The sequence below is a fragment of the Ezakiella peruensis genome, assembly GCF_900215725.1.
Classification (GTDB): domain Bacteria; phylum Bacillota; class Clostridia; order Tissierellales; family Peptoniphilaceae; genus Ezakiella; species Ezakiella peruensis.
Map to the genome: position 1 here is coordinate 699,020 of NZ_LT962469.1, position 26,329 is coordinate 725,348.

Annotated in this window: 36 protein-coding genes; 34 read left to right on the forward strand and 2 right to left on the reverse strand. The window is 37.2% G+C overall.

The features are described 5' to 3' along the window. The first annotated feature begins 12 nt into the window (after positions 1–12). The 30 genes from CUU59_RS03360 (at position 13) to CUU59_RS08070 (ending at position 20,236) form a co-directional block, all read left to right on the forward strand. On the forward strand, positions 13–930 hold the full coding sequence (locus CUU59_RS03360; RefSeq protein ID WP_099950591.1) for a hypothetical protein: 918 nt from the start codon (positions 13–15) through the stop codon (positions 928–930). A gap of 2 nt (positions 931–932) precedes the next feature. Continuing rightward, complete coding sequence (locus tag CUU59_RS03365; RefSeq protein ID WP_099950592.1) at positions 933–1,181, forward strand: hypothetical protein; 249 nt, start codon at positions 933–935, stop codon at positions 1,179–1,181. A gap of 8 nt (positions 1,182–1,189) precedes the next feature. Then, a complete protein-coding gene (locus CUU59_RS03370; protein ID WP_099950593.1) occupies positions 1,190–1,654 on the forward strand; it encodes a head-tail connector protein in 465 nt (154 codons plus the stop codon). Then, complete coding sequence (locus CUU59_RS03375) at positions 1,648–2,007, forward strand: hypothetical protein (RefSeq protein ID WP_099950594.1); 360 nt, start codon at positions 1,648–1,650, stop codon at positions 2,005–2,007. Before CUU59_RS03370 ends, CUU59_RS03375 begins: the two co-directional genes overlap by 7 nt. Continuing rightward, positions 1,998–2,402, forward strand: coding sequence for an HK97 gp10 family phage protein (locus CUU59_RS03380; RefSeq protein ID WP_099950595.1), 405 nt, complete (start codon positions 1,998–2,000; stop codon positions 2,400–2,402). Before CUU59_RS03375 ends, CUU59_RS03380 begins: the two co-directional genes overlap by 10 nt. Further along, positions 2,399–2,854 (forward strand): phage tail terminator family protein, encoded by a 456-nt coding sequence (locus tag CUU59_RS03385; RefSeq protein ID WP_099950596.1) that lies wholly within the window; start codon positions 2,399–2,401, stop codon positions 2,852–2,854. Before CUU59_RS03380 ends, CUU59_RS03385 begins: the two co-directional genes overlap by 4 nt. Continuing rightward, complete coding sequence (locus tag CUU59_RS08155) at positions 2,851–3,021, forward strand: hypothetical protein (protein WP_169922843.1); 171 nt, start codon at positions 2,851–2,853, stop codon at positions 3,019–3,021. Before CUU59_RS03385 ends, CUU59_RS08155 begins: the two co-directional genes overlap by 4 nt. Beyond that, positions 3,021–4,328 (forward strand): phage tail sheath family protein, encoded by a 1,308-nt coding sequence (locus CUU59_RS03390; RefSeq protein ID WP_099950597.1) that lies wholly within the window; start codon positions 3,021–3,023, stop codon positions 4,326–4,328. Before CUU59_RS08155 ends, CUU59_RS03390 begins: the two co-directional genes overlap by 1 nt. An 11-nt stretch (positions 4,329–4,339) precedes the next feature. Next, the gene (locus CUU59_RS03395; protein WP_099950598.1) at positions 4,340–4,819 is read left to right on the forward strand and encodes a phage tail tube protein; all 480 of its coding nucleotides are present in this window, start codon (positions 4,340–4,342) and stop codon (positions 4,817–4,819) included. Then, positions 4,812–5,204: a phage tail assembly chaperone gene (locus tag CUU59_RS03400; RefSeq protein WP_099950599.1), complete on the forward strand. Its 393-nt coding sequence runs from the start codon at positions 4,812–4,814 to the stop codon at positions 5,202–5,204. The genes CUU59_RS03395 and CUU59_RS03400 overlap by 8 nt, the downstream gene beginning before the upstream one ends. Positions 5,205–5,364: 160 nt before the next feature. Continuing rightward, positions 5,365–7,350 carry a tape measure protein gene (locus CUU59_RS03405; protein ID WP_099950600.1) on the forward strand — a complete coding sequence of 662 codons (1,986 nt, stop codon included), beginning with the start codon at positions 5,365–5,367 and terminating at the stop codon, positions 7,348–7,350. Continuing rightward, entirely contained in the window at positions 7,350–7,985 is a 636-nt protein-coding gene (locus CUU59_RS03410; protein WP_099950601.1) for a hypothetical protein, read from the forward strand. The genes CUU59_RS03405 and CUU59_RS03410 overlap by 1 nt, the downstream gene beginning before the upstream one ends. Before the next feature lie 44 nt (positions 7,986–8,029). Continuing rightward, the gene (locus CUU59_RS03415; RefSeq protein ID WP_099950602.1) at positions 8,030–9,001 is read left to right on the forward strand and encodes an XkdQ/YqbQ family protein; all 972 of its coding nucleotides are present in this window, start codon (positions 8,030–8,032) and stop codon (positions 8,999–9,001) included. Beyond that, positions 9,002–9,403, forward strand: a complete 402-nt coding sequence (locus tag CUU59_RS03420; RefSeq protein ID WP_099950603.1) for a hypothetical protein — start codon at positions 9,002–9,004, stop codon at positions 9,401–9,403. Further along, positions 9,400–9,825 carry a DUF2634 domain-containing protein gene (locus CUU59_RS03425; protein ID WP_245870541.1) on the forward strand — a complete coding sequence of 142 codons (426 nt, stop codon included), beginning with the start codon at positions 9,400–9,402 and terminating at the stop codon, positions 9,823–9,825. Before CUU59_RS03420 ends, CUU59_RS03425 begins: the two co-directional genes overlap by 4 nt. Before the next feature lie 440 nt (positions 9,826–10,265). Next, entirely contained in the window at positions 10,266–11,357 is a 1,092-nt protein-coding gene (locus tag CUU59_RS03430; protein ID WP_099950604.1) for a baseplate J/gp47 family protein, read from the forward strand. Positions 11,358–11,411: 54 nt separating this feature from the next. Next, the gene (locus CUU59_RS03435) at positions 11,412–12,059 is read left to right on the forward strand and encodes a putative phage tail protein (RefSeq protein ID WP_281254428.1); all 648 of its coding nucleotides are present in this window, start codon (positions 11,412–11,414) and stop codon (positions 12,057–12,059) included. After that, positions 12,052–12,801: a hypothetical protein gene (locus tag CUU59_RS03440; RefSeq protein ID WP_099950606.1), complete on the forward strand. Its 750-nt coding sequence runs from the start codon at positions 12,052–12,054 to the stop codon at positions 12,799–12,801. The genes CUU59_RS03435 and CUU59_RS03440 overlap by 8 nt, the downstream gene beginning before the upstream one ends. A gap of 465 nt (positions 12,802–13,266) precedes the next feature. Next, positions 13,267–13,464 carry a type II toxin-antitoxin system HicA family toxin gene (locus CUU59_RS03450; protein WP_099950608.1) on the forward strand — a complete coding sequence of 66 codons (198 nt, stop codon included), beginning with the start codon at positions 13,267–13,269 and terminating at the stop codon, positions 13,462–13,464. A gap of 32 nt (positions 13,465–13,496) precedes the next feature. After that, on the forward strand, positions 13,497–13,901 hold the full coding sequence (locus CUU59_RS03455) for a type II toxin-antitoxin system HicB family antitoxin (RefSeq protein ID WP_099950609.1): 405 nt from the start codon (positions 13,497–13,499) through the stop codon (positions 13,899–13,901). 62 nt (positions 13,902–13,963) lie between these two features. Further along, on the forward strand, positions 13,964–14,641 hold the full coding sequence (locus CUU59_RS03460) for a phage tail-collar fiber domain-containing protein (protein WP_099950610.1): 678 nt from the start codon (positions 13,964–13,966) through the stop codon (positions 14,639–14,641). Continuing rightward, complete coding sequence (locus CUU59_RS03465; protein WP_099950611.1) at positions 14,641–15,867, forward strand: radical SAM/SPASM domain-containing protein; 1,227 nt, start codon at positions 14,641–14,643, stop codon at positions 15,865–15,867. Before CUU59_RS03460 ends, CUU59_RS03465 begins: the two co-directional genes overlap by 1 nt. Continuing rightward, positions 15,854–17,377 carry a fibronectin type III domain-containing protein gene (locus CUU59_RS03475; protein ID WP_146036064.1) on the forward strand — a complete coding sequence of 508 codons (1,524 nt, stop codon included), beginning with the start codon at positions 15,854–15,856 and terminating at the stop codon, positions 17,375–17,377. Before CUU59_RS03465 ends, CUU59_RS03475 begins: the two co-directional genes overlap by 14 nt. A gap of 9 nt (positions 17,378–17,386) precedes the next feature. After that, on the forward strand, positions 17,387–17,581 hold the full coding sequence (locus CUU59_RS03480; protein WP_099950614.1) for a hypothetical protein: 195 nt from the start codon (positions 17,387–17,389) through the stop codon (positions 17,579–17,581). Further along, the gene (locus CUU59_RS08305; RefSeq protein WP_281254425.1) at positions 17,581–17,712 is read left to right on the forward strand and encodes a CD1375 family protein; all 132 of its coding nucleotides are present in this window, start codon (positions 17,581–17,583) and stop codon (positions 17,710–17,712) included. The genes CUU59_RS03480 and CUU59_RS08305 overlap by 1 nt, the downstream gene beginning before the upstream one ends. Positions 17,713–17,741: 29 nt before the next feature. After that, positions 17,742–17,999, forward strand: a complete 258-nt coding sequence (locus CUU59_RS03485; RefSeq protein WP_099950615.1) for a hemolysin XhlA family protein — start codon at positions 17,742–17,744, stop codon at positions 17,997–17,999. 11 nt (positions 18,000–18,010) lie between these two features. Next, the gene (locus CUU59_RS03490; protein ID WP_099950616.1) at positions 18,011–19,291 is read left to right on the forward strand and encodes an N-acetylmuramoyl-L-alanine amidase; all 1,281 of its coding nucleotides are present in this window, start codon (positions 18,011–18,013) and stop codon (positions 19,289–19,291) included. Position 19,292: 1 nt separating this feature from the next. Continuing rightward, the gene (locus CUU59_RS03495) at positions 19,293–19,616 is read left to right on the forward strand and encodes a phage holin, LLH family (protein ID WP_099950617.1); all 324 of its coding nucleotides are present in this window, start codon (positions 19,293–19,295) and stop codon (positions 19,614–19,616) included. Between the two features lie 237 nt (positions 19,617–19,853). Beyond that, the gene (locus tag CUU59_RS08310) at positions 19,854–19,988 is read left to right on the forward strand and encodes a hypothetical protein (protein ID WP_281254426.1); all 135 of its coding nucleotides are present in this window, start codon (positions 19,854–19,856) and stop codon (positions 19,986–19,988) included. 98 nt (positions 19,989–20,086) lie between these two features. Continuing rightward, positions 20,087–20,236: a DUF6290 family protein gene (locus CUU59_RS08070; RefSeq protein ID WP_146036065.1), complete on the forward strand. Its 150-nt coding sequence runs from the start codon at positions 20,087–20,089 to the stop codon at positions 20,234–20,236. A gap of 267 nt (positions 20,237–20,503) precedes the next feature. Here the strand turns inward: CUU59_RS08070 and CUU59_RS03500 are convergent, their stop codons facing one another. After that, the gene (locus tag CUU59_RS03500; RefSeq protein WP_099950618.1) at positions 20,504–20,716 is read right to left on the reverse strand and encodes a helix-turn-helix domain-containing protein; all 213 of its coding nucleotides are present in this window, start codon (positions 20,714–20,716) and stop codon (positions 20,504–20,506) included. 9 nt (positions 20,717–20,725) lie between these two features. After that, on the reverse strand, positions 20,726–21,205 hold the full coding sequence (locus CUU59_RS03505) for a DUF2975 domain-containing protein (protein ID WP_099950619.1): 480 nt from the start codon (positions 21,203–21,205) through the stop codon (positions 20,726–20,728). Between the two features lie 234 nt (positions 21,206–21,439). Between CUU59_RS03505 and CUU59_RS03510 the strand changes: the two genes are divergently transcribed. The 4 genes from CUU59_RS03510 to selB are packed head-to-tail and all read left to right on the forward strand — an operon-like array spanning position 21,440 to position 26,329. Beyond that, positions 21,440–22,015 (forward strand): ComEA family DNA-binding protein, encoded by a 576-nt coding sequence (locus CUU59_RS03510; RefSeq protein ID WP_099950620.1) that lies wholly within the window; start codon positions 21,440–21,442, stop codon positions 22,013–22,015. Then, the gene (gene selD, locus CUU59_RS03515; RefSeq protein WP_099950621.1) at positions 22,008–23,051 is read left to right on the forward strand and encodes a selenide, water dikinase SelD; all 1,044 of its coding nucleotides are present in this window, start codon (positions 22,008–22,010) and stop codon (positions 23,049–23,051) included. The genes CUU59_RS03510 and selD overlap by 8 nt, the downstream gene beginning before the upstream one ends. A gap of 12 nt (positions 23,052–23,063) precedes the next feature. Further along, complete coding sequence (selA, locus tag CUU59_RS03520) at positions 23,064–24,455, forward strand: L-seryl-tRNA(Sec) selenium transferase (RefSeq protein ID WP_099950622.1); 1,392 nt, start codon at positions 23,064–23,066, stop codon at positions 24,453–24,455. Then, positions 24,452–26,329: a selenocysteine-specific translation elongation factor gene (gene selB / locus CUU59_RS03525; protein WP_099950623.1), complete on the forward strand. Its 1,878-nt coding sequence runs from the start codon at positions 24,452–24,454 to the stop codon at positions 26,327–26,329. The genes selA and selB overlap by 4 nt, the downstream gene beginning before the upstream one ends.

Below are 26,329 nucleotides of genomic sequence, written 5' to 3' on the forward strand. Positions count from 1 at the left end.
GGAGGTAATTAAATGACTATTAACACAATTGAGTACGCAAAATTAATGCAAAAAAAGCTTGATCAAGCTGCTATTATTGGAGCTACATCAGGCTGGATGGAAGCAAACGCAGGGGAAGTTATTTATAACGGTGGCGATGAGGTTAAAATTCCTACAATGACCACAGCTGGCCTAGCAGACTATGACAGAGACAAGGGTTTTGTCCAAGGTGGTATTTCTGTTAAATACAATACCTATACACTTACTCAAGATAGGGGTAGGACCTTTATGATTGATGCTATGGATCTTGATGAGTCAGGTTTTGTTGCAACATCAGCAAATGCTATTAAGGTTTTCCAATCTGAACAAATGATTCCTGAAATTGATTCATACAGGTATTCAAAGATTGCTGCAATTGCAGAAAAGGCTGGACAAAACGAAGCTCTTGCACTTACAGCTGACAATGTTGTTAATAAGCTTTTAGAGCACATTATGGCCATCCAAGACCAAATTGGATATGACAAAAACCTTGTCATTACAATTGCTGGTAAGGCATGGGCCCTTTTAAATAACTCAAGCGAATTTAAGAGAGGTATTGCTGTGGATAACTTTAAGCAAGGACAAGTTAATACACGAGTATATAACTTAAATGGCAATATCATTAAACCAGCACCTGCAGGCAGAATGAAGACCAAATATGAAAGCCTTGATGGAACTACATCAGGTCAAGAAAAGGGCGGTTTAAAGGCAGCTGACGATGCAAAGGATATCAACTGGATTATTACTCCTCAATCAGTTCCTATTGCTATTTCAAAAACTGATAAATTAAGAGTATTTACTCCTGATGTTAACCAACAAGCAGATGCTTATAAGATTGACTTTAGGGTTTACCATGATCTATGGATCAAAAAAGGCGACGAAAAATCAATCTTTGTATGTACAGGAGCTTAGTTATGAAGCTAGTTAAAGATAATATTGTTAAAATAACAGATGATCCAGTCAAAATCGAAAAGCTATTAGCTATGGATTATGAAATTGTAGGAGTAGAGGTTGTAGAAGAAGCTGAAGACAAAGAAGTTGAAGACAAAAAGGCTGAAGATAAAGAAGCAGCTGAAGTTGTCAACGAAGAAACAGAGGCTGTAGAAGAAGTAGAAAAGGCAGAGGCTAAGAAAACCAAGAAGACTACATCAAATAAAAAGTAGGTGATAGTATGAGCGAAGAGCTTATTTTAAAGACTATTAACGAAAATCTAATCGATGATGAGGTTAACTTCATCAAAGAGGCAACTTTAAAGGCTCTTGGGAAGCTTAATGCTTATGGTTACGAGGATGTGGATGTTAAAAGTCTTACTATGGCGGCCCTTGAGGTTAGGGAGTTTATCTTAAACTATTGCAACATAGATAAGATACCTAGGGGTCTATTGTATACCTGGGTCAATATGACCTGTGCCAGCTATCTTGATTTATATATCATTAAAAATTATGTAAATATAGATGAAGGAGCTGACAATGCTGCAATAACAGGTGCATTGGCATCTATAACCGAGGGTGATGTGTCTGTCACCTATAAAGACAGTACATCTAGTGATAAGATACTCAATGCTAAGGCCCTTGTAGGCTCTCTTATGAGTGGATATAGGGCCTATCTTACCAGGTATAGGAAATTAGCATGGTAGATATTTTTAAAAGTATAAAAGAAAATGCCGAGAGCTTGATGAAATCATCAGGCTCTTTATATCTTAAGACTGAAAGCGTAGATGACGAAGGCTATACCAGAGAAAGCTACGAGCCTGTGTCAGATTTTAAGTGCAGGCTAAGCTTTGAGACTACTAGCTATGATTTAGATGATAAGAATGCTAAGTCAGACTCAGGGATGACTCTTTTTACTCCTTATGAGGTCCTTTTAGAAGAGGGATCACTGGTTAAGGTCAGGCAAAATGAAGTTGATTATTATCTTGTGACTAGCAAGGTCAAGGCTTACTCATCTCATAGAGAGTACAAGGTAAAAGAGGTGGACAGATGGCTATAAATGTAAATTTATCAGGCTTAAAAGACCTAAGTTCAAGGCTAAAGTCCAGTGGAAAATCTATGGATGAGCTTTTAAGCAAGGTCCTTGAAGATATTGCGGCAGAAGTCATTAAAGAAGCAAAGGATTTGACTCCTGTGGATAGTGGACTTTTAAGAAGGAGCTATTTCTCCAGTTTTAGAAAGGATATGGATGGCTCCTATATTTGTGAGGTCTACAACAACACGGCCTATGCACGCTTTGTGGAAAAGGGCCATAGGATTGTATCAAATGGGGTTACCATTGGCTGGGTTGACGGGGTTTTTATGCTTAAAATATCCGAGCAGAGGGTTAAGAGAGACCTGGATAGGTATGTTAAAAGGTCTGTGGACAGGTATTTAAAGGAGCTGGTCAAATGAATTATAGGATTGATGATAGGCTGATTAAAAATGTAAACAAAAGTCTTAAATCTAGCTTTGGAGAGCTGACTTTTTATGAAAATAATGTCCTTAAGGGTTTAAAGACTCCATGTATATTTTTAAGAATTGCAGATACTTCAATTAAAAGGCTCTTGAATGACAGGCTTAAATTTGACTTTATAGTCAGTGCGACTTATGTGCCTGAAAAAGAGAATTTTAAGAAGAAATTCCCTACTAATATCCAAGATATTCAAATGAAGCTCTTGGCTGCTTTAGAAAAGATAGACACAGAGACAGGATCCGTATATGCAAGTTATGTGAGCTGCGAGACTAATTATGATGAATTTGGCCTAACGATAAACGCTATGGCGACATACTCAATAACTTATCACACAGTCAGAGATAAGAATTACATGCTTAAGCTGGTTGAAGAAGGGAGCGTTAAAGATTGAAGAAAGAAGTGGAAGCAAGGTACACAAAAGAAGACATCAAAAATGCAATCAGCCTTGATTACAATGTTGATGTTTTAGATGTGGTCCTAGAAGACGGAGAAGCTTATATCTTAAATGAGGTGGATAAGCTTTATAAAGATTTTATTAAGAAAAAGGAGGTTAAATAATGCTAGGTGGAGGAAATTTTTTAACTCAAAACAAGGTTTTACCAGGCACCTATATTAACTTTGTGTCAGTAAGAAGGCCATCAAATATTTTTGGCGAAAGAGGTTATGCCACTTTTGCTATGCCGCTAAGCTGGGGAGATGAACTCATTACCCTATCCAAGGATGAGCTGCAAAAAGATAGCCTGAAGCTACTGGGTCTATCTTATGATGATGACCGATTGAGACCAGTTAGAGAGGTTTTATTAAATGCAAAGACACTTTATTTATATAGACTTAATGGCAGGGGAGAAAAGGCAAAAAATACCATAAATGGCCTGACTTTGACTGCAAAGTATGCTGGTGCTGCTGGCAATAATATTGAAGTTGCCTTTAAGGAAGATATTGACAATAAAGACAATATTATTTTTGATCTATACTTCTTTGGCAGAAAGGTCTTAAGTGAAAAGGTTAAAAAGACAGAGGCTATTCCAAGTAATGATTATATAGATATAAGCGGCAAGGCTAATTATACAGACCTAAGTGGAGAGCCAAAGGCCCTGCAAGGCGGTACAGATAAAGAAGTTAAAGCTGAAGACCATAGTGAATACTTAAAGACTATTGAGAGCTATTACTTCAATACCATTGGCTATGCAGGCTCTGATGACAAGATTAAGAGCCTCTATGTAAGCTTTGTAAAGAGAATGAGAGACGAGGTTGGCAAGAAGTGCCAAGCAGTCTTACACAAAAAGGCTGCTAATTATGAGGGTGTAATTAATGTTACGAGCTCAGCCAAGGAAGAGCCAGCAGGCTTTGTATATTATGTGCTGGGTGTTTCTGCTGGCTGCGATGTTAACAAGGGCCTAGATAATAGCTTGTATTTAGGTGAGTATACTCTCTCAGACAAGCTTGCTCAAAGGGATCTTGAAAAGGCTATTATTAATGGAGAGTTTATTTTCCATAGGGATAATGATGACATCAGGATCCTTGAAGATATCAACTCATTTACTGAGTTTACCAAGGATAAAAATCATGACTTTGCTCAAAACCAAGTTATTAGAGTCCTTGACCAAATTGCCATGGATATTGCCAAGATCTTTAACTCTATGTATATTGGCAAGGTACAAAACAACGAGGATGGAAGAATTAGCTTGTGGGCAGATATAACCAATCATGCAAAGACTCTTGAAAAGCTCGGAGCTATTGAAGATTTCGTGCCTGATGATGTTGTTGTTAAAGCTGGTCACGATAAGGATACTGTTGAGGTTGATTATCTGGTTAAGCCTATTATGGTCATGAGAAAGCTTTATATGATCGTTAGGGTTAAATAAGGAGGTTTAATATGACTGAACAAAGAATTATGCCAGCTCATGAGGCTATTGATGGTCGACATGGTAGGGCTTATGCAACGATCAAGGGGAAGAGGTATTTGCTCTTTCAATTAAAAAACTTTGATACAAAGACAGAGAAAAATAACATTGAACTTCAAAGGCTTGGGACTACTGTTGCAGGTAACTTAACCAGTGGCATTAAACTGGGTTGGGAAGCTGAAATGTATTACAACACAGATATTTTCAGAGCCCTTGCTTTAGAATATATAAAGACTGGCAAGGAAACATATTTTGACTTGCAAATCACCAATGATGACCCTAACTCTACTGCAGGTAGGCATACAATTATCTTAAGGGATTGTAAGATTAATAATATTTCAATGGCACTTTTAAATGTCGACAATCAAGTTTTATCTGAAAAGGTTGATGGGACTTGTGAAGATATTGATGCACCAGAACTATTTAAAGTGTTGGAGGGAATGAATGAGTAGATTAGATAGCTTTTTAAAGGTCAATGTAAAGGATAGCGAAAGGACCAAGGATGTGTTAGTTTCAGATAGATTTGAAGCTCCTGTAACAATTAAACTCTTGAGCCCTAAAGAATTGTCGCGGTGTCAAGAAATGGCCGTGTCAATCAGGGGCAAGAAGCCTTATTTTGACTCAAATGTATACAATATGGAGATTTTAAAGGCTTCAATTGTAGAGCCTGATTTAAAAGATGCTCAGCTTCAAGACTCTTATGGAGTTATGAATGAGGAAGACCTTATTAACGAGATGTTTACTGGGGCAGAATTTGTAAGACTTACAACACTCATTAATGAGTTTAACTCACTTGATGAAGGGGTTAATGAAAAGATTGACAAAGCAAAAAACTAATTAAGACGGACGATGATGCATCGCTTGGTTATCATCTCTTTGTTTTTACTAAGGGAAGGATTTGTCCTCGCGATATTTCCTCTATGACCTTAGAGGAAAAGGCTATGTACTGGGCGATGCTTTCAATGTATGCTAAGGAAGTGAAGGAGGCAAGTAAATAATGATTAGTACCGAGATTAGACTTTTTGACTCTATGTCACCTGTCCTTAAAAATATTATTTCGTCTGTCGACAATGTTATTAAAGCTATGGAAGACTGCGCCAGGTCTTCTGAGGGCATGATTGACACAAGAGGCATTGAAAAAGCCAGAGATCAAATGCAGGGTGCACTTGATGGTATATACAAGTACGATGAGGCCCTCATTGAAATGAAGATTAACAGTGAAAAGTCTAGTGATTCAATTGATGGTCTGTCTCACTCAATAATGAACAATGAAGGAGCTATGGGCAAGGCCATTGGAACTGCCAAGAAGCTTTTGGGAGCTTATCTGTCCTTTCAGGGGGTCAAAAAGTTTGTTGAAGCTGCAGATGAGTTTCAAAATGTAAGCACTAGGCTGGGCATGGTTGCTGCTAGCTTTAAGGCCAATGAAAAAGATTTGTCTGGAGACCAGCTAATATCCAAGATTAGGCAGAGTGCTGCCGCGTCTCGTGGTGAATTTATGATGACAGCTGATGTCATCAGCAAGCTTGGTATGCAGGCAAGAAATGCCTTTGGCTCTTCAGATGAGCTGATAACTTTTGCTGAGCAATTAAACAAAAACTTTAAGATAGCAGGCACAGATGCGGAAGGGATCAGGTCCGTTATGTATAACTTGACTCAGGCCCTCGCTAGCGGTGTGCTTCGTGGCCAAGACTTCAATGCTGTTATGTCTAATGCTCCTATTATACTTGAAAAAGTTGCTGAATATATGGGAGAAGATATAAGTCAGATTAGAAAACTTGCTGAAGAGGGCAAACTTTCTAGTGAAGTGATTAAAAATGCCATGCTTGCAAGTGCTGAAGAGACTAATAATGCCTTTAAAGATATGCCAAAGACCTTTGCGGACATAATGACTGATATTAAAAACAGGGCCCAAGCGGCTCTCAGCAAAGCCTTTATTAAGTGGGAAGAGCTCTTAAATAATGATAATATGCAAAAGACTATCGAGTTTATCATTAATAGTTTGGTGACACTTGTAGATATAGCTTCAGACATAATAAGTGTATTTATTGATATACTTGGACCTGTTTTGAGTGTCCTTGGAGAAATACCAGGCATAATTGAGACTGTAGTAATGGCTTTCTTTGCTTTTAGGGGAGCAACGCTTGCGGTCAATGCTGCCATGGCTTTATTTAATGCAACTTGCAATGCCAATCCTATAATTCTGATAGCGACAGTAGTCTTAACTCTAATAATGCTTACCATCAGATGGATCCAATCAGTTGGCGGATTAACTATAGCCTGGCTTAAGTTTAAGCTGGCCGTTATGAATATATTTAGCGTTTTGTATATGGTAATCGCTGGATTTATGGGCGGGGTTGCCTCGGCTATATTGGGAGTTGTATCAATGGTTTTAAATGCGGTCCAATCTATTGTAAATGGAGTAATTAAGACCTTTAACTTTTTGATTAAAGGAATTAACCATATACCTGGTGTTAATGTTGGACTAATTGGCGAGGCAAAATTTGCAGATAATTACGATGAGTGGTCCAATAAAATCAGGGATAAGATGGGAGATGGCCTTGTTGCAAAAGCAAAAGAGCTCTCAGATAAAACAGCTGGCATAGAAAATGAAATTAAAATCAAACAAGATGAAATTGCCAAGCAGAAGGAAGCTGAAAAGGCTAATACTCTAGGCGATATTAGTGTTCCAAAGTATGAAGATATGTTAGGAGGTATGGGCAATGACCTTGCCAAGGCTAGCGGTGCTGCAGGCAGTATTGATAAAAAGCTTGATGACGGCCTAGAGGTAAGCAATGAAGATCTAAAAGAAATTAAGGATGTTATGTTTCAAAGGGCCATTCAAAATCTATCCTGGGATAAGATCGATGTCCATGTGGACAATACTTTTGGAGATGTCCACGAGACTGCGGACACAGATTCAATTATTAAGTCGATTGAGGATGGTTTGTATGAGGCTGTAGAAAGGGTAGGTGTGATGGCTTAATGAGAGCACATGATTTTTATATTAATAACTTTAAGCTGCCTATTACTCCATCTAGTATCAAGGTTGACTATAAGGGGAAAAATAAAACAATAGATCTCTTAAATGGGGATGAATACAATGTTTTAAAAAAGCCATCTTTGACCAGTTATAGATTTGATTTTTTTCTGCCTCGTGATTATGCGCCAATAGTTGGCACATATATTGAGCCTTTTACTGTGGTTGACGGTATTGAAAAGCTGATGAAAGAAAAGAAGATAATCCCATTTATTATCATCAGATATGATAGGGGTTTAAAAAATTCAATCATCAAAAAAGCAACAGTTGAGGATTTTTCTTATGAAGAGTCTTCAGATAAGGCTCCTGGACTTATGGCATCCATTACTTTAAAGGTCTATATACCACTTAAGACCAAGGTCCTAAGTGCTAAGAGTGACGGGGACATAACGACACTTACAGAAGTTAGCACTGTGGAAAGGTCAGTCTTGGATAAGGTTAAGGTAAGACCGAGCGAGCCTTTAAATGTTGCCATGAGGCGGGGTGGAATTGATCTAAATAATTATGAGAGCATAAAAAGTAAAAATAATATTGGCAGTATAAGAGATGATCTGTCAGGCAGGACAATAGATTTGAAATAGAGGGAAGAGGCGGCCCTCTTTTTTTACATAAGGGGGTAGAGTCTTTGTATAAAATAATAATTACATCCAGGGGTGTGACCTATGAGCCTATTGTAAAGGAAAATTTTACAATAAAGCGCAGCATGAATTTTGAACCTTCAACATTAACTTTTGAATTGGTGAAGGATGAGATTATCAGCTATAGAGAGGGTGACAATATAAAGGTATATGACGAAGATGGCAATATGATTTATACAGGTTATATTGTAAGCAAGTCCAGGGATAAGAAGCAGATTATAAAAAATACATGCTATGATTCTATGTGGTATTTTAAGAATAAGGACACAATGAAGTTTGATGACATGACTTATAGCGAAATCATCCAAGAAGTTTGTGGGCACCAGGGAATGATAACTGGAGAGATTGAAGATACTGGATATAAAATCAAGGGGGCTATCCATAGAAATAAGGAATATTTTACTATTTTTAAGGATGCCTATGATATGACCTTGGCCCACAATGGGGTTATATTTACTCTATTTGATGAAAATGGGCGGATCACTCTTAAAAAGCCAACTTCAATGATGGTTGAAAGGGCAATTACATTTGATAATGCTTGTAATTTTAACTACAAGACCAGCATTGAAAATTCGTATAACAGAATTAAATTATCCCATAATGATGATGACAAGCAAAACCTTAAATACTATATAAAAGAGGATATGAACCACATTAAGGAGTGGGGACTTAGGCAGTTTATGGCCGAAAGCTCCAAAACAGAAGATATGGATGGGAAGGCGGCTAGATTGTTGGAGTTATTAAATAGAAAAGAGCGTACTCTTGAGATTAAAGACTGTATTGGCAATTGGGAAGTAAGGGGCGGGTCTTTGATCCCTGTTGTTTTGGGAGCAATAGGAGACATTGTGGTTAATTCTATGATGTTTGTATCAAGTGTAAATCACAAGGTTAAGGGCGGCATCCACTTAATGGATGTCAAAGTATACAACAAAGACATAATGCCACTGGGAGGTAAGTAGATGTCCACTAATTTAAAGGGAGTAATTGAAAAGATTGCAAATGGTGTTATTGAAGAAAAGAATATGGCCAGAAAGGTTTTTGCCAAGCTAACAAAGGTAAATCCACCTACCTTTAAGCTCTATGATAATCTGGAGGTGTCAGGCGCTTTTGTAATTACACCTAAATATAGGGTTTTTACAGCAAATGACATTGGCAAGGACTTTGTATTGGAGGAAGACCTTGGTGGTCAAAGGTATTTTTATTGCTATGAAGCTGCAAATGTTGGTGAGAACGGGATCCCTTATAGATGGACGGGAACAATTCCAAGCTGCGATTTAGTTGGGAACTGCAGCTGTGGCCATGAGGTCCATATTTATAGCGGTGTTTTAAATGAGATTGTTCATAAGGAGGGCCTAGATTGATTCCTCAAGTTGATAAAGAAATTAATGAGCTTTTAAAAGACAAGATTGAAATAGAAAGAGTAAAGCCTTCAAAGACTTATAAGATGGACATAGAAAGAGAGAGGATTTGGGGGCACTGTGACGATATAGAGGCCCTCAAGCAAGCTATATATAAGGAACTCAATACTGAAAAGGGCGAATATGTAATATATGGCGAGTATGGATTAAAGAAAAAAGATCTCTTTGGAAAAGAGAAAAGGTGGGCCTATATGATTTTGACAGATAGGATAAGGGACGCATTAATTGATGATGACAGGATAAACGAGGTCCACAGATTTATATACAATGAAGAAATGTCACAAAAGGATAATGTGTGCCTGTCTTTTACAGTAGATAGTATATATGGAGAATTTGATATGGATAGGCTTGTCCTATCAATTTAAACACTAAAAAAGCTCATGATTAGATTTCATGAGCTTTTTTAGTACCTCCTAATAATTTTTAATTAATTATTTTGGTAGTTGCCTTTCCGAATAGGACTTTATTTGGTGCATATTTAATGTCTGATCTTAGTTTAGCATAAGTTTGATTGATTGTCAAGCGATTTAAAAACTCCTTTATGCTCTAAAGATTTCAATTTGACTCAAATTCGGATTTTGCCATAAATTTTAAAAAATATGCTTGATCATTTTAAATTTCAGTTATAAAGATTATTTGTTGTTTTGGTCTTTACGATTTATGCTGATAATTAATGAAATTAGCGATATTAAAACCATCGCAACTTCGTAGTTTGACATTCTATGTGCACCTCTTTCACTTTGAGAGGTCGTTTTGTATATTATATCATTATAAATAAATTATTTCAATTAGGAGGTGATTTGCATTGCCTAAATTTTATGCAGAGGACATACTGAAAAGATGTATGTCTAGGATATCAGATGATATGGACAAAAGAGAGGGCTCGGTTATATACGATGCTTTGATGCCTGCTTGTATGGAGCTTGAAGCTTTGTATTTTGAGCTTGACGAATTATATAAAAATGCCTTTGCTGATACTGCTGACTTCAATCACTTGAAGAAGCTTGGCAGAGAAAGAGGTATAGAAGTATACAGGGCAAGCAAGGCTCTTGTAAGAGGAGAGTTTTCTGACAAGGTGAATAAGGGCGATATATTTACTATAAATAAATTAAGATTTATTGTTACTAGTGATTGCCAGGAAAAAGGATCCCTCTTTGAAGCTGATTTAATAGCAGAGAGACCAGGAAGTCAGTACAATATTCAAAGTGGTTATTTAAACGCCTTGTATGGATACTATGAAGTAGCTAGAATTAAAGAGCTTTTGAAGCCTGCTAGAGATGACGAAAGTCAGGAAGAGTTTAGAGAAAGATATTTTAAAGAAGTTAGGAAGAAAAACTTTGGCGGAAATATTGAAGACTACGAACGCTGGACTATGGCTCTTGATGGTGTTGGTGCTGTTAAGGTATTTCCAATTTGGCAAGGCGGCGGCACAGTAAAAGTTGTAATTTCAGGGTCTGATGGACTTAAACCATCAACAAAATTAATTGATGATGTGCAGACGGCTCTTGATCCTGTTAAGAATCAGGGCAAGGGAGTCGGGATTGCTCCTATTGGCCATACAGTTACTGTTAAGGGGGCTGATGAAAAGCTGGTAAATATAGCTTTAAAACTTGTTTTTCACGAGGGATACAACAAAGACAACACAGACAATATTGTCAAAAAAGTTTTAGAAGAATATATCAAGGAAGTTAGAGATGGCTGGGGGAAAAGACCTTTGGTTCTAAGAAGTTCTAATTTAATCAGTAGGTTTTTGGAGTATGATAAATACTTTGTTGACTGCGAGTATGTGTCTTTTAATGATGAGAATATACGGCTGACCTTTGCAGAAGAGGAGATCCCTATACTTGGTCAAGTGACTTATCTTGATAAGGCTCCTGAGGGCATGTGTAAGGCATAGGGGGCGATTAAAATTAGAAAAGTTGAATTATTAAATTATACAGACTATGAGGTCATAGGTAAGGCTCGGGAATTTTACGCTAGAGTTGAGGCGGAAAATCCCGAGTTTAATCTTATGTGGGATGAGTTTTACAGAACTCTAAAAAACACCTTGATTTTAGAGGCTGACGAAGAGGGGATTAGTCGCTGGGAAGATATGCTTGGTATCATACCTATGGGCAGTCTTGAGGATAGAAGATTAAAGGTGTTTTTAGAATGGAACTCCAATGTTATATGGACTGATAGGACTTTAAGGCGGTTTCTAGACTTATTTTTAGGCAAAGATACTTATGAGATGGAACTGATCTATGATAAGTACGCTTTAAAGATTAAGGTTTACTTTGGGACCACTAATGTTACAGCAAATGTACTGATGGATGAACTTAGAAGAATTATTCCTGCTAATATTGCCATGTTTACAACGGTAGAAGTTATATTTAGACCTATATGGGCAGGCGGTAGGCGAAGGGTGCTGAAGCTAACTTATAACGAATATCAGGTGACGGACATTAAAGGCGAGGCAGATAATATATTCGCGGGTAGGCTGGTAAGCATAATCAGGAAAGAATGGCCGATTAATAAGCAGTATAATTTAATTGCCAAGGGACAAGGCGGCTATTTATCATCAAACATTGGAAGTATAAGAGGTGAAATAATTGAGTGATTTAAAGAAAATTAGAGTACAGCATGTAGGTCGAGATGAAAACGGCCTAGAGGTCAAGACAGATGTGGATGTACTGACCGACGCCTCCGCAGTTACGATGGACGGCAAGGATTTAAAGTCGGGCATTGGTGGAATGATTGATGATAGAATCGGGAAATTAATCGACGGCGCGCCACAAGAACTGGACACGCTAAAAGAAATTGCAGACGAACTAAGCAAGAATCAATCAGGCGTGACTACGATTTTGAAAAAACTGGGCGACAAGGCGGGCAGGACGGAGATAAAGACCAAGTTGTCTGAGATGACGGAAGACACGAATCACAGAACAGTCACTGATACGGAAAAAACCACCTGGAATAATAAGGTGGACAAAGACGGGAACAAGATTTTATCTACGAATGACTTTACTGATGAATACAAGGAACTTGTGGATTATAGCTTCCAGGCTATTGAACTAGGATTTGACAAGGATGAGCCTGATAAGAGCATTATAATTAACTTAGAAAATATAGAAGGAAGAGTTTTTGACAGCGTACGATTAAATGCAGCAAGTCAAGACAAAATAGGACTGATGAGCAAGGAAGACAAGAAAAAGCTTGATGACATTGACCCTAGTAAGCTTGTTACAAATGAAAATTTAGCTGACTTTAAACGCTGCAAGATACTCACCCAATCAGAATACGACGCTTTGTCTAGCACAGAAAAGAATCGTGCAGATACCTTGTACTTCATAAAGGGTTAGGTGATTAAAATATTAATAGATGAAAACAAGATTAAAGAAGTTATATTTGCCATGGAGGAGGTTGAGAAGATTAATCACAAGGGGAATGTGATCTGGCAAAACAAGTGTGCTAGTGCATGTCAAGAGATCTGTCAGTTATCTTGCCAAAATTGCCAAGGAAGATGTGAAAGTACATGTGAAAAATCATGTCAGAATTGCCAGGGCAAGTGTGAGACCAGTTGTGAGAAGAACTGTCAAAGCAGCTGTGAAAGTTCATGTCAAAGTACTTGTCAAAAAGGGTGTGAATCTAGCTGTCAAAAATCTTGTCAGACTAAATGTGAAACAAATTGTCAGAATATAGCTCAATGTGGTGGATGCCTTAGAGGAGGAATGTGCGATTTCCAAGATGAGGATAGTTACTAGAACCACAAATAACTCTTGACACGTAATATAATACGTGGTATAATATAGTCAGTGGAGGTAGTGATGAAATCTTATTCGTCAAGGGAAGTTATAAAATTATTAGAAGCTGACGGTTGGTATTTGGCTGATGTTGAAGGAAGTCACCATCAATTCAAACATGATTTTAAGAAGGGGCGGGTTACAGTCCCACATCCTAGAAAGGATTTACGGCTTAGAACTTTAAAATCAATCGAAAAGCAATCAGGACTAAAATTTAACTAGTCCTTTCTTCCCATACCTTAAAGGAGGTTTTTATGAAATTTAGTGATTATTATTGTTATCCTGCAATTGTAACTTTTTATGAGGACGGAGGTACGGAGACTTATTTTCCAGATTTAGATGTTTGTACTTGCAATGATGATGATTCAAATTTGGTTGGATATGCCAAAGAGCTTTTAACTTTGACTATGAATGGCTTAGAAGAAGATGGAGAGCCTATCCCTGAGCCTACTCAACTTGGAAAGTTAAAGGTTGGAGAGAATGAAAAAAGTATTTTGGTAGAGGTCTTTATGCCGCCTTTTAGACTAAGAAATAAAAATAAGTCGGTTAAAAAGACTCTGTCTATACCTGCTTGGATGAACGAGATGGCTATGGAGCATGATATTAATTTCTCACAAGTCCTGCAGGAGGGACTTAAGAGGGAGTTACAAATTAAATAGGATCTAATTTTTTAGATCACGAGCACGCGTTATGCGTGCTTTTTTATTGGAAAGGAGAAGAAATGAGTGTAAATCAATTTTATTTAACGAACGCAGGCAGACACCTGCTTGCAAGCGTGCAATCAGGCGAGGTCTTGAGCTTCACCAAGGTTGGTCTTGGTGAGGGCGAGCCAATATCTGCGGAGTATATGGAGAATATGACGAGCTTAATCAATCCCAAGGATTATTTCCCAGTTACAAGCGTCAAAGACAACGGAGACGGCACAGTCTCAATTGGAGCGGTTTTAGACAATAAGAATGTCGAGAGCCGCTATTTTATTAAGGAGATCGGACTATATGCCCAAGACCCAAAGCGCGGCGAGATCCTCTATGCGATCTGCTCCTGCGGAGACGCGAGCGATTTATTCAGCGCAAAGACGGACAAAGAATTACAAATCCTGCTGGAAATCAGGGTTACAATCGGCAATGCAACGAACGTCAACTTCATCATCAATGACAGTCTTGTATGGGCGACCAGACAAGAGCTATTTGACCTTGCTGGAGTCGGACGAACTGATGAGACTGTTAAGAAGAATGCAGACGATATCTTGGCCTTGAAATTAAAATTAATGATGGGCGGGGTCAACAATGGCATGGGTGGACTTGACGAAAACAGCGTGCTTATATCATTTAGCGACTTAAAAGAGACCGAGGAGTTTTGGGGTTACTGGGATAAGAGCAAAGCAAGGTTGGTGGGATAATGGCGGAGATAAAGACAAGAAAGCCACTTCCACTAATTACTGGCGGTTTTATGAACCTGACCCAGGCCTGCAATTTGGCCTGCCCATATTGCTTTGTTTGCCAGCAACCCAAGTCAATCACCTATAAGGTGGCGGAGGACGCGGCAAAGTTTTTTGCAAAAAACGCAATGAAGGCAGGCAAAAGGCCATCGATAAACTTCTTTGGTGGCGAACCAATGATTATGTACGAGCAAATCATCAAGCCACTCACAGAATGGATAAGGGAAACCTACGGCGACGCCTACGAATTATCACTCACAACAAACGGAACACTCCTGACCCGAGAGGTGATGGAGTTTTTTAATGCCAATAATGTGGGCATGCTATTCAGCATAGACGGCGACAAAAAGACCCAGGATATAAATCGACCATACCACGACGGCAAAGGCTCTTTTGATGACCTAGAGGCGATTATAAATATGGTCTTGGAATACCACCCAAATATGACCTTCCGTGCCACAGTCAATCAGCCAACCCACAAATATTTGTATGAGAATTACCGATTTGCAGTTGACAAAGGCTATACAAATAGCTTTTTTATCCCGAACATTTTTAACGAATGGAGCGACCAAGAATTGGCCGAGCTAGAGCAGGGACTAGTCAAGATTAAAGACTACTACATCGAAGAATTAAGGGCAGGCAGACAGCCTATGTCCTTCAACCACTTCGATCGAGCCAAAGCTGACATGATAAGGATTGCAAGGCTTAAAGACAATGATTATCGGGAAAACAAAAGACTCCTAGCAGGTGGCACTTGCGGTCTTGGTGCAGGAAGTTTTGCAAGCGTAGGTGTGACAGGAAATCTTTACTCTTGCCAAGAAATGGTCGAGAATCCCGATGTGGGCGACAGGTTTATGGTCGGCAATATTTATTACGGCGTGGATGACGAAAAGCGCTATGCAATTGCCGAGAGCTTCAACCCAGTCAATGTCGTATGCAGCAAGGCAGAATATTGCGAGGACTGCCCAAAGAAAAGGATCTGTGACGGCGGGTGTACGATTAACAACTTTTTTAAGACAAATGATTTGCACACGGTGGACTTCGTCTACTGCTGGTGGGGGCGGAAATGTATGGAAATGGCACTCGAAATAATCGAAACCTGCACGGCGGAAAAATTGACCTGGGGTGGAGATATGAAATTCAACGAGTGCAAAGACGAAAGGAGCGATTTAAATGAGCTTAAATGAAAATAGAATTAAAGAGGCGATAGGAAATAGCGGCCTCGATATAGGCGATGAAAATGTGCCAGAGGCGGTGGGGGCATGTTACACAGGTTGTCAATCTAATGGTTGTCAATCATGTCAAAAAGGGACTGAATCAATTTGTGACAGCTACTGTCAATCAAGTTGTGAACATGCATGTCAGAATGTGTGTGAGGAACCAGGAAGTCAATGTGGAACATGTCAATCCTACCAATGCGGCTCGTGCTTGGGTTGTCAAACCACCTGCGAAAAGTCTTATCAATGCGGAAGCTGCCAGGCTTGCCAAACAGGCTGCGAGAAATCCTGCCAAACTGGCGCACAAACCAATACAGCGCCAAGCGTACCTGCTTCAATAGCAGTTCCATCAACCATTAAGGGCGGCGACACCATACTTATACAGTGGGGAACTTCAAGCGATAGCAATCTGACAGGATATATCCTGCAAAAGAAAACAGACGGCGGGGCCTATGTGCAAATCTACAAGGGCGCTTCAAGGTCATTTAGCGACACAGTTGCAGCAGGCACAAACAAAGTCCAATACAGGGTCAAGGCCTACGACTCTTATGGAGCAGAATCAGGATACAGGACATCAAATGAGGTTATCGTCACCAATAATAGCGCACCGATTATTAGCGGCAAAGATACAGACCTAGGCGGACAGAAAGCACCATTTAAAATCGATGTGTCAGTATCAGACAAAGACCTAGGCGACCAAATAGACCTTATAGCCAAGCTCAATGGCTCGACCATTAAGACCATCAAAAATGCGGCGCAAAATACCAACTACGAAATCCAAATCGACGCAAGCAGATTTAACGCGCTTGCACTCAATGCCAGAAATGAGATTGAAATCTCTGCAACAGACAGCAAGGCTACAAGCTACCGCAGATACTATTTCACGCGTATTAATGCGGCACCAACAATCGACTTGCCAAGCGTAAACCTCGGCACACAAAACCAGCCATTCGAATTTAAGTACACAATCAAAGACGCCGAGGGTGACCCGACAGGCGTAAGGATTTTATATGGCGACAAAGTTCTTGAAAATATCAAGAGTGTAAAGCTAGACACCGAGCAGACATTCAAATTCAAAAAACTTGACTTTGCACAGATCCCTGCAGGCGATATTTCAATTAAGATTGAAGCGACCGATGATAAGGGCGGTGTATCTGCAAGGGTGGTCACTTTTAAGAAAGAGATCAACGGCTGTGGCTACATCTTCAGGAAAGACACCTCTGCCAAGGTTACCCAAGTTATCGTCTCGGCATCTCGCAAGGTTGATGAGAAATCAACCTTTAAGGCTTACGTATGCAATAATGCAAACGACAGCAAGCCGAATTGGGAAGAAGTCACTGACCATCTTGAAAAAATTTACAATCTCAAGAACTCCTCAAAGACTGCTGGATCTTGGGCAGCAGGTGTTAAGGTCGAAGTTATAAGAGGCGAGGGCGCAGGCGATAGCTACATCGACGCCGTCGGAATTAATTTTAGATAAGGAGTAGATATGATTAAAGTATTAAAAGAAGCGGAAGTTACAGGCAAAAGAGCCTTTGTGCCTACTGGAGAAAATTTAAAGGCACTGACAGACAGCGCACTTGAAATGAGCACAGACACATTAGAAGAGGTGGAGAAGCTAAAAAAAGCGGTTGATACAGCTATGATGGCCATTGCTGAGATTATGGAGAAAGGAGATAAATAATGAGTGAAGTAAGAGTTAAGGTGTATGCATACTTGGTACACGAGGGTTTAAAGACCATTGAAGAAGTGCCAGACAAGTACAGAGAAGCTGTTAAAAAGAGATTAGAAGAGATAGAGAAAGAGGGCTTTTAGCTCTCTTTTTTCTATAAAAGAGGTGCAAAATGGATGATAAACAATGTGAAATTTACAGAGATAGAGTGAATGAAAGATTGCAAATACAGGACAAAAGGCTTGACAATCATTCCGAGAGACTCGATAAGCTTGAAAATTATAAGTATATGATTGATGAGCGTATAAATAATCTAATCGCCAAAATGGATGACTTGATGGGGACAATGAAGTGGCTTACAAGAGGAGTTGGTACAGCGATTATAGGACTTATTGTTTATATTATTCAACAATTTTTGTTGAATAGATAGTGGTGTGGACAATGCTTGAATTTAAATATAAGCCTATAACAAATGCCAGACAATACTCGACCAAGAGGAGAAAGACATCAGATATTAAGTTCATTGTAATACACGATACTGCAAATAGTGGCCGTGGGGCAAATGCTATGAACCATTTTAAATATCTACAAAATGCTCAACGGTATGGATCAGCCCACTATTATGTAGACGATTGCCAGATTATTCAAACCATTGGCGACAGCAGGATTGCTTGGTCGGTGGGTGACACTTGGGCAAGGACAGCTCAAACTAGGCGAGATATCACAAATGACAACTCACTAAATGTGGAGCTGTGCGTTAATTCCGACGGTGACTATGATCAAGCTTTTTATAACTTAGTAGAGCTGACAAAGAACTTAATGGCCAAATTCAATGTGCCAATTGAAAGAGTAGTCAGGCATTATGATGCAAGTGGCAAAAATTGTCCTAGATCCATGTCTGATAATGGCTGGGCGGTATGGAAATATTTTAAGGCAGAAATCCAAAAGACAATGGAATTAAAAATAGACTTGGATAAAGACTCTGTGGCAGAGCCAATTGAGGTCAAGGAAGAAAAGCCAAATGTCTGTCCAACATGCGGTCAAGTGCTGCATGAAGAAAAGAAAGAGGAGAAAGAAAAGGAAGTTGAAAAGGGTGAGCAAAAAATGTGCGAGATTATAAAAAACCAATACTTGAATGTTTTAAAAACTGACAGTAAAAATATATACCAGGCCTTCATTGGCGGTACAACACTTAGAAAGCTTGGTGCTTATGGTATAAATGGGACTTTCTTCAATACAGTAAGCCCTCACCTGAGTGAATCCATTTGGTCCATTGCAGTTAACAATGGAGCAGCCCTTGGTCCAAATGCTTATAAGAATCATCCTGATAAAAATATAAAAAGGGGGACCTTGTGCATTGATCACGAGGGTAAAGTTAGCATCCAAGTCGTAAATAACATTAGTGAAATAAGTCCAAGTCCACGATTTGCTGTTGGTGGCTTAAGTCTAATACCTAAGTATGATCCAGATGGGGAAAAAATTCCAAAGGATATATTAAGGCGGACCTACCATACGGCTATTGGATACAAGGACAGAGATATTTATCTTATAACTTCAAAGAGCATGTGTGACATGATTGACTTTAAAAGACATATTGAAGCTCTTGGTCTTGATGGTGCAGTGGCCTTAGATGGCGGTGGATCCACAGAATTTTATTATGATGGAGTCTATCAAGGAAGTGGAAGAAAATTAGCAAGTGTAATAGGAGTAAGGAAGGTGTAAAATGACAGAAATATTAACAACAACAATTAGACTATTAGGAGCAATAGCAGCAGCGGTCTTAATACCATATTTGACTGCTAAGTATAAGTTAGCTGAAAGAGAGAAGACAATCACAAATATTGAGACTGCTATGATCTGGATAAGACAGGCTGTGAAATGGGCTGAGCAAGTTATTGTTGGCACAAAAAAAGGCCAAGAAAGACTTGACCAAGTAAAAAAAGTAATCAAAGAAAAAGCACCATGGCTTGATGATGATACCATGACTATATTAATTGAAAGTGCAGTCCATGAGATGAATGCTTTGAAAGACGCACTATTAAAATAACTTGTACGGAGGAGTAAAATCCTCCGTCTTTTTTTGTTTTTAATAGTTACAAAAAAGTTACAATTATAAAATATTTATATATGCTTTGATAAATGGCTTAATTGCAAGGATTATAAGGTTTGATTATTTTTAATTATTATAGATTTATGTATACTAAGTGTTGACAAATAAACACAAACAGGATATAATATATATACAGTCAGAGATGACAAGTCGGACGAGAGAAAGGAGAAAACGATGAACGAAGAAATGACAAATGAGCAATTCGCAAAAGTTCTAGATATCCTAGAAAAATCAATCGAAGAAATTATCAGAAACACAGATGATAAAGAAGAAATGATAGAAAAAATAAAAGAGCTACTAAATAAATAGTAGCTCAAGCAAAAAACAGAGCTGAGGGGTTCTCGTTCTCCCCTCTTCCTCTATACATATTATAGAGGATAAAAAGGACGAAGTCAAGGAGGTACAAAATGACAACAAGAAAAAGCCAAATCAATATCAGGCTATATCCTGAAGAAAAAAAGTTAGTAGAAGAAGCGGCAGAAAAAGATTCAAGGACCGTGTCTGATTTTTGCAGACTTATCATTCTAGAAGCAATTAAAAAAGATGCAGGCAAATAGCTTGCATCTTTTATTTAGAAGCTGACTGGTAGCAGTCAGAGATTTAAAAAACTGATAGGACCAATGGTTGTAGTCATATTGACTAAGACTCCCATCATCTCCACCAGAAAGATATGGAAGTGTTTCAAGCACTTCCTTTTTTGTTTGCAGATTTAAAATATAACTTCACAAAGCATTTTTTAAAATAAGGCTATTATATATTGTATGTACTGGATATTAAAAGAAATATAAAATGGCTAGATTTTTTCTAGCCATTAAATTTATTCGTTATTTTTCTTTGTATACTAATAAATCACCTGGTTGGCAATCAAGAGCTTCACATAGTTTAGCAAGAGTTGAAACCTTGATTGCCTTAGCCTTTCCATTTTTTAGTATTGATACATTTGACATAGTAATCCCAATTTTATTTGATAATTCAGTTACAGACATTTTTCTTTTTGCCAACATAACATCTATATTGAAAATAATTTCTCCCTCCATAAGCCCTCCTTAAATAGTCAGATCATTTTCATCTTTTAATATAGCAGCTTTACTTACAAAATAAGACAAAAGTGAAAATATTACATATAGGCTTAAGCCTAGAAAAGATATCCAAAAAGATAGTATAAGGACAGATGGATGATTCATATTGAACAAAAGCATAACAATATTTCCAATAAAGAAGATAATTGAATCTGTGAGGGCTAGTTTTGAAATATACTTTAAATACTTTGAGTTTTCTTCGGTAAAAGCCATGTCATTGGAAATATTTTTTGATATTTTTGCTGAATAAAATAGTGCCATAAATACAGGTATACTGGTAAGGCATATAAATATAAGCCAGGGTAGGTACCAGTTAGATAATTCAGGGTTTGCCTCTACAAATGTTCTACCAATTAATGGTATAACAAAAATATATAGGATAAGGCTTAATATGAACAAGCCTGTTAATATAACTTTTAAAAGTTTAGATAGTTTTTTTATTTCCATAATAACCTCCTTGTTTTATATAATTATAGTCCGATATTTATTGTAAGTCAATAAATATTTTATGCATTTTAACAATAAAATTTTTTAAATAAAAATTTGTTTAATAATTTGATTTTTATAATTTTTTTTAAAAGATTAATATATCATTTTTATGAATTATATAAGGTAATATAAATCGAAAATTTATTGCAATTTATTCATAATTATGCTATTATAAAGCTAGGAGGATAGCGGATGAAGAGGTTATTTATTTTATTAATATGTTTTCTTTTTATTTCTTGTTCTAATCAAGAAGATCTAAGTGAATATGATTTAAAACTTAATGTAAATGATAATAAATCTGTAGATTCTCTATCAGATAATGACAATTCTAAAATATTTGTCCATATTACTGGAGAAGTTTTAAGAAGTGGCGTTTATGAAATGGATCCTGGTTCAAGGGTTATAGATCTAGTCGAGGAAGCTGGAGGCTTTACTGTTGATGCCAATCAAGAAGCGGTTAATTTAGCTGAAAAATTAAGAGATGGAAGTAAAGTTTATATTCCAAACAAGGATGAAAAAGTAAATATAGGAAGCGTTTCATCTAACTCTTCAGAAAATGAAGTTATTGTGGACTTAAATATTGGGTCCAAAGAAGAGCTTATGAAACTTCCTTCGGTTGGAGAAAAAACTGCTGATTCAATTATTAAATATAGGGAAGAGAATGAATTTAAGGATTTTAATGACCTTTTAAAGGTCCCTGGTATAGGAAAGAAAAAACTGGATTCTTTTAAAGGTATGATTTCAATAGGAGGAGATATTTATGAGTAAATTTGATGTTAAATTAACTTCATATGCTAAGACCAGCGGATGAGCCGCCAAGGTCGGACCAGACATTCTCGCTCAGGTTTTGAGCGGTATAAATAAAAATATGATTGATGACAATAGACTTGTTGTAGGAATTGAAACATCTGATGATGCTGCTGTGTATGATCTACAAAATGGGGAATATTTGATTACGACGCTTGATTTTTTTACGCCAATAGTTGATGACCCATATTTGTTTGGTCAAATTGCTGCAGCAAACTCCTTAAGTGACATCTATGCGATGGGTGGATATCCTAAGATGGCTATGAATATAGTTTGTTTTCCATCTTGTTTAGACCCAGAAATTTTAGCAGAAATTTTACGTGGTGGTTATGACAAGATTATGGAAGCTAAGTGCTTGGTTGTTGGTGGACATACGGTTCAAGATGATGAGCCAAAATATGGACTTAGTGTTAATGGTTTTTGTAAAAAAGAAGACTTAATTACTAATAGCGGTGCAAAAGTTGGCGATATACTAATTATGACCAAACCAATTGGTGCGGGTATTATCAATACGGCCATTAAGGGCGGAATTGCTAGCCAATCCGATATTGAAGAAGCCGTAAAGTCCATGAGCACCTTAAATGAATTTGGATTAAATGCTATAAGAAAAGGCGGAGGAGCAAATGCTCTTACTGATATAACAGGTTTTGGTATTGGTGGTCACTTAATAGAAATGATGGAGGGAGCAGATTTATCCTGCAACCTTTATGCTGATGATTTAAATGTTATGACTTCTGCCAGAACCTTTGCAAGCATGGGACTTGTTCCTAAGGGAGCTTACGATAATAAGAAGTATTTCTCAAATCGCTATGAATCTTTATACACAGATACAACTGATGATTTGGTTTTTGATCCTGAGACAAGTGGTGGTCTTTTAATTGCAACGGAAGAAAAAAATGTAAAAGAGATTTTGAAGGTTTTAGATGATTCACCATACAAGGGTTCTGTAATTGGTGAAGTAATACCTAAATCAGAAAAGAGGATTTATTTAAAATAAAAGGAGAGTTTAATGTATAGGTTGATTCCAAAAATGGATGAGATTCTTGAAAATAATCAAGTAAAAAAATTAGTTGATCAATATTCAGTTGATTTTGTTAAATCTATAATAAATGATAGACTTGATGGAATAAGGAATATGATCAAGGATAATAAAAGTGAGGATGAGATAAAATCTGAAATTAGAAATTTAGAAGTAGATATTGTAAATGATTGCAACAACTATTTAGCTCCAAGACTTAGAAGGCTTGTAAACGCAACAGGAACAGTAATTCACACCAATCTAGGTAGGTCCGTTATAAGCGAGAGAATGGCGAAATCTTTAGTTGATATATTAACTCACTATTCTAATCTTGAGTACGATATTCATACTGGTAAACGAGGCTTAAGGTATACCAATATCGAAGAGCTTATTACAAATATTACTGGTACAGAAGCTGCTTTGGTTGTTAATAACAACGCTGCTGCTGTATTTTTAGTCTTGTCTGAATTTGCTAAAGGTGGAGAGGCGATAATAAGTCGTGGTGAGCTAATTGAAATTGGTGGATCATTTAGAATTCCTGATGTAATGGAATTTAGTGGATGTAAACTTAAAGAAATTGGAACAACTAATAAAACTCATTTATATGATTACGAAAGAGCGATAAACGAAGATACAAGAGTTATCTTAAAAGTTCATACTTCTAACTACAAGGTAGTCGGTTTTACTGAAGGCGTATCTTCTACCGAACTAAAAGAGTTAGCCGATAAATATAATTTGCCATTAATAGAAGATTTAGGCAGTGGCGTTTTCGTAGATTTAGAAAAGTACGGATTGATGCATGAACCGACTGTAATGGATTCAATAAATGCTGAAATTGATATCATAACATTTAGTGGTGACAAACTTCTTGGTGGACCACAAGCCGGAATAATTGTCGGGAAGAAAAAATATATCGATGCTTTAAAAAAGAATCCTATGACCAGAGCTCTAAGAGTTGATAAAATGACTTTAAAACTTTTAGAAGAGGTTCTGAAAGAATATATCGATAAAGATAAAGCTAATGAGAATATTCCAACACTAAACATGCTTACTTTACCGATTGATAAATTAGAAAAAAGGTCCGCAGAAATTAAGGATAGGCTTGAGGCTTTAAAACTTGAAGGGCTGCAAGCTAATATTTGCGAGGATTATAGTGAAGTTGGCGGAGGAAGTCTTCCAACTGAGAAACTGCCAACATATGTAGTCCAAATTTCAATATCTAATATGTCCGAACATAAGATTGATGAATTTATGAGAAATTATAAGATTGGAATTGTTGGACGTGTTAATGATGGCAAATATATTATAGACCCTAGAACATTATTGGATGATGATATTGAAATAATTTGTAATGCCTTTGAGGATATGAGGGATAGGTTATGAAACATTTTATAATTGGGACCGCTGGTCACATTGACCATGGTAAGACGAGTTTAATTCGTGCCCTAACAGGCAGGAATACAGACAGGCTGGAGGAAGAGACCAGGAGAGGTATAACTATTGATTTAGGTTTTACCTATTATGATGATCCAAATACTGGAATAAGAGTTGGCATTATTGATGTTCCTGGCCACGAAAAGTTTGTAACTAATATGCTATCTGGTGTTCATGGCATGGATATGGTTTTACTCGTAATAGCTGCAGATGAAGGCATCATGCCTCAAACAATTGAGCACATTAATATTTTAGATTTATTGGGAGTAAAAGAGGGAATCGTTGTAATAACAAAGTCTGATATGGTCGATAAAGATTGGCTAGAATTAGTTGTTGATGATGTTAAAGACCAACTTTCGGAATCATTTTTAAAAGATTCACCAATGGTTGTAGTCAGTTCAAAGACTAATGAAGGTATTGACGAGCTTAAAGAAATGATTTCGAAAAAATCTGAGCTCATAGAAGATATTACATCTGACTCTCCAGGCATTATTTCAATAGACAGGGTATTTGTCTTAAAAGGTATTGGCACAGTCATTACGGGGACACAAATTGAAGGTACTTTTGAAGTAAATCAGGATATTTATATTTATCCGGAAAACATTGAAAGCAAGATTCGTTCAATTCAAGTTCATGGTGAGGATACAGATAAAAGTTATAGCTCTCAAAGAGTTGCTATAAATTTAAATAATGTCAAAAAAGACGATATTAGCAGAGGGTCTGTAATATCTGTTAAAGATCACTTACTTGTAAGCAGGTTGATTGATGTTAAGCTGAAGGTATTAAAAGATTCCTTATTTACTGTAAAAAATAAATCTAGAGTTAGGTTTCATGTAGCAAGTAAGGAAACATTTGCCAGGGTCAATCTTTTGGATCGCGATGAATTAAAACCTGGAGAAGAATGCTATTGTCAATTACAACTAGAAGAAGAAATTGTTGCAAGAAGAGAAGATAAATTTATTATAAGATTTTTTAGTCCAGTAATTACTATAGGCGGCGGAGAAATTCTTGAAGTAAAGCCTAAGAGAAAACGTAGATTTAGAGAAGAAGGCATTAAATTACTTGAAGATAAAGCAGGTGAAGATTTATCTAAAACTGCTCTTGCTATAATAAAAGAGCATGGAAATGAAATAGAATTTGATATGTTTACAAAATCTCTAAATGTTAGTTCTGATGAATCAATCAAGCTTGTAGAAGAACTGGAAGATGATGGTTTGGTTGTTTTTGTTAATAATATAATAGTCGCCAAAGATTACATTGTTCAAAAGACAAGTGATATTATAGAATATCTTGAAAAATTCCATGATAGCAATCCTCTAACGGTGGGAGTTTCTATTGAAGAGATTAGAGCGAGATTTTTTAAGGGTATTGAAGCAAAAAATCAAGATACCCTTATTCAGCTGATCATTAATGATTCTGAGATTGAAAGAGTGGGCAATGTTATAAAATTAACTAAGTTTGTTCGTGAATATACCGAAGCTCAAAATAAGCAAATTGATTCTATAAAAGAACTGATGTCTAAAGAATATAGGACTTATAAAAAAGATGAACTGGGAGTTGGAATGGATTTAATTGCCGCCATTATTTTCGACAAAATATTAGTAGAATTAGATGGAGAAGTTTTATTATATTCTGATCTTTTAAAAGCTCAGGATGATCTAGTAAAATTATTCAATAGCAATGAAAAGATCGATGTAAAGATGCTGCGTGATGCACTTGATACAAATAGGAAGACAGCTGTAGCTTTATTGGAATATTTTGATTCAAAGAAGGTTACAAAAAGAGTTGGAGATGAAAGAATTCTTCTAAAGAAGGGGGTATAG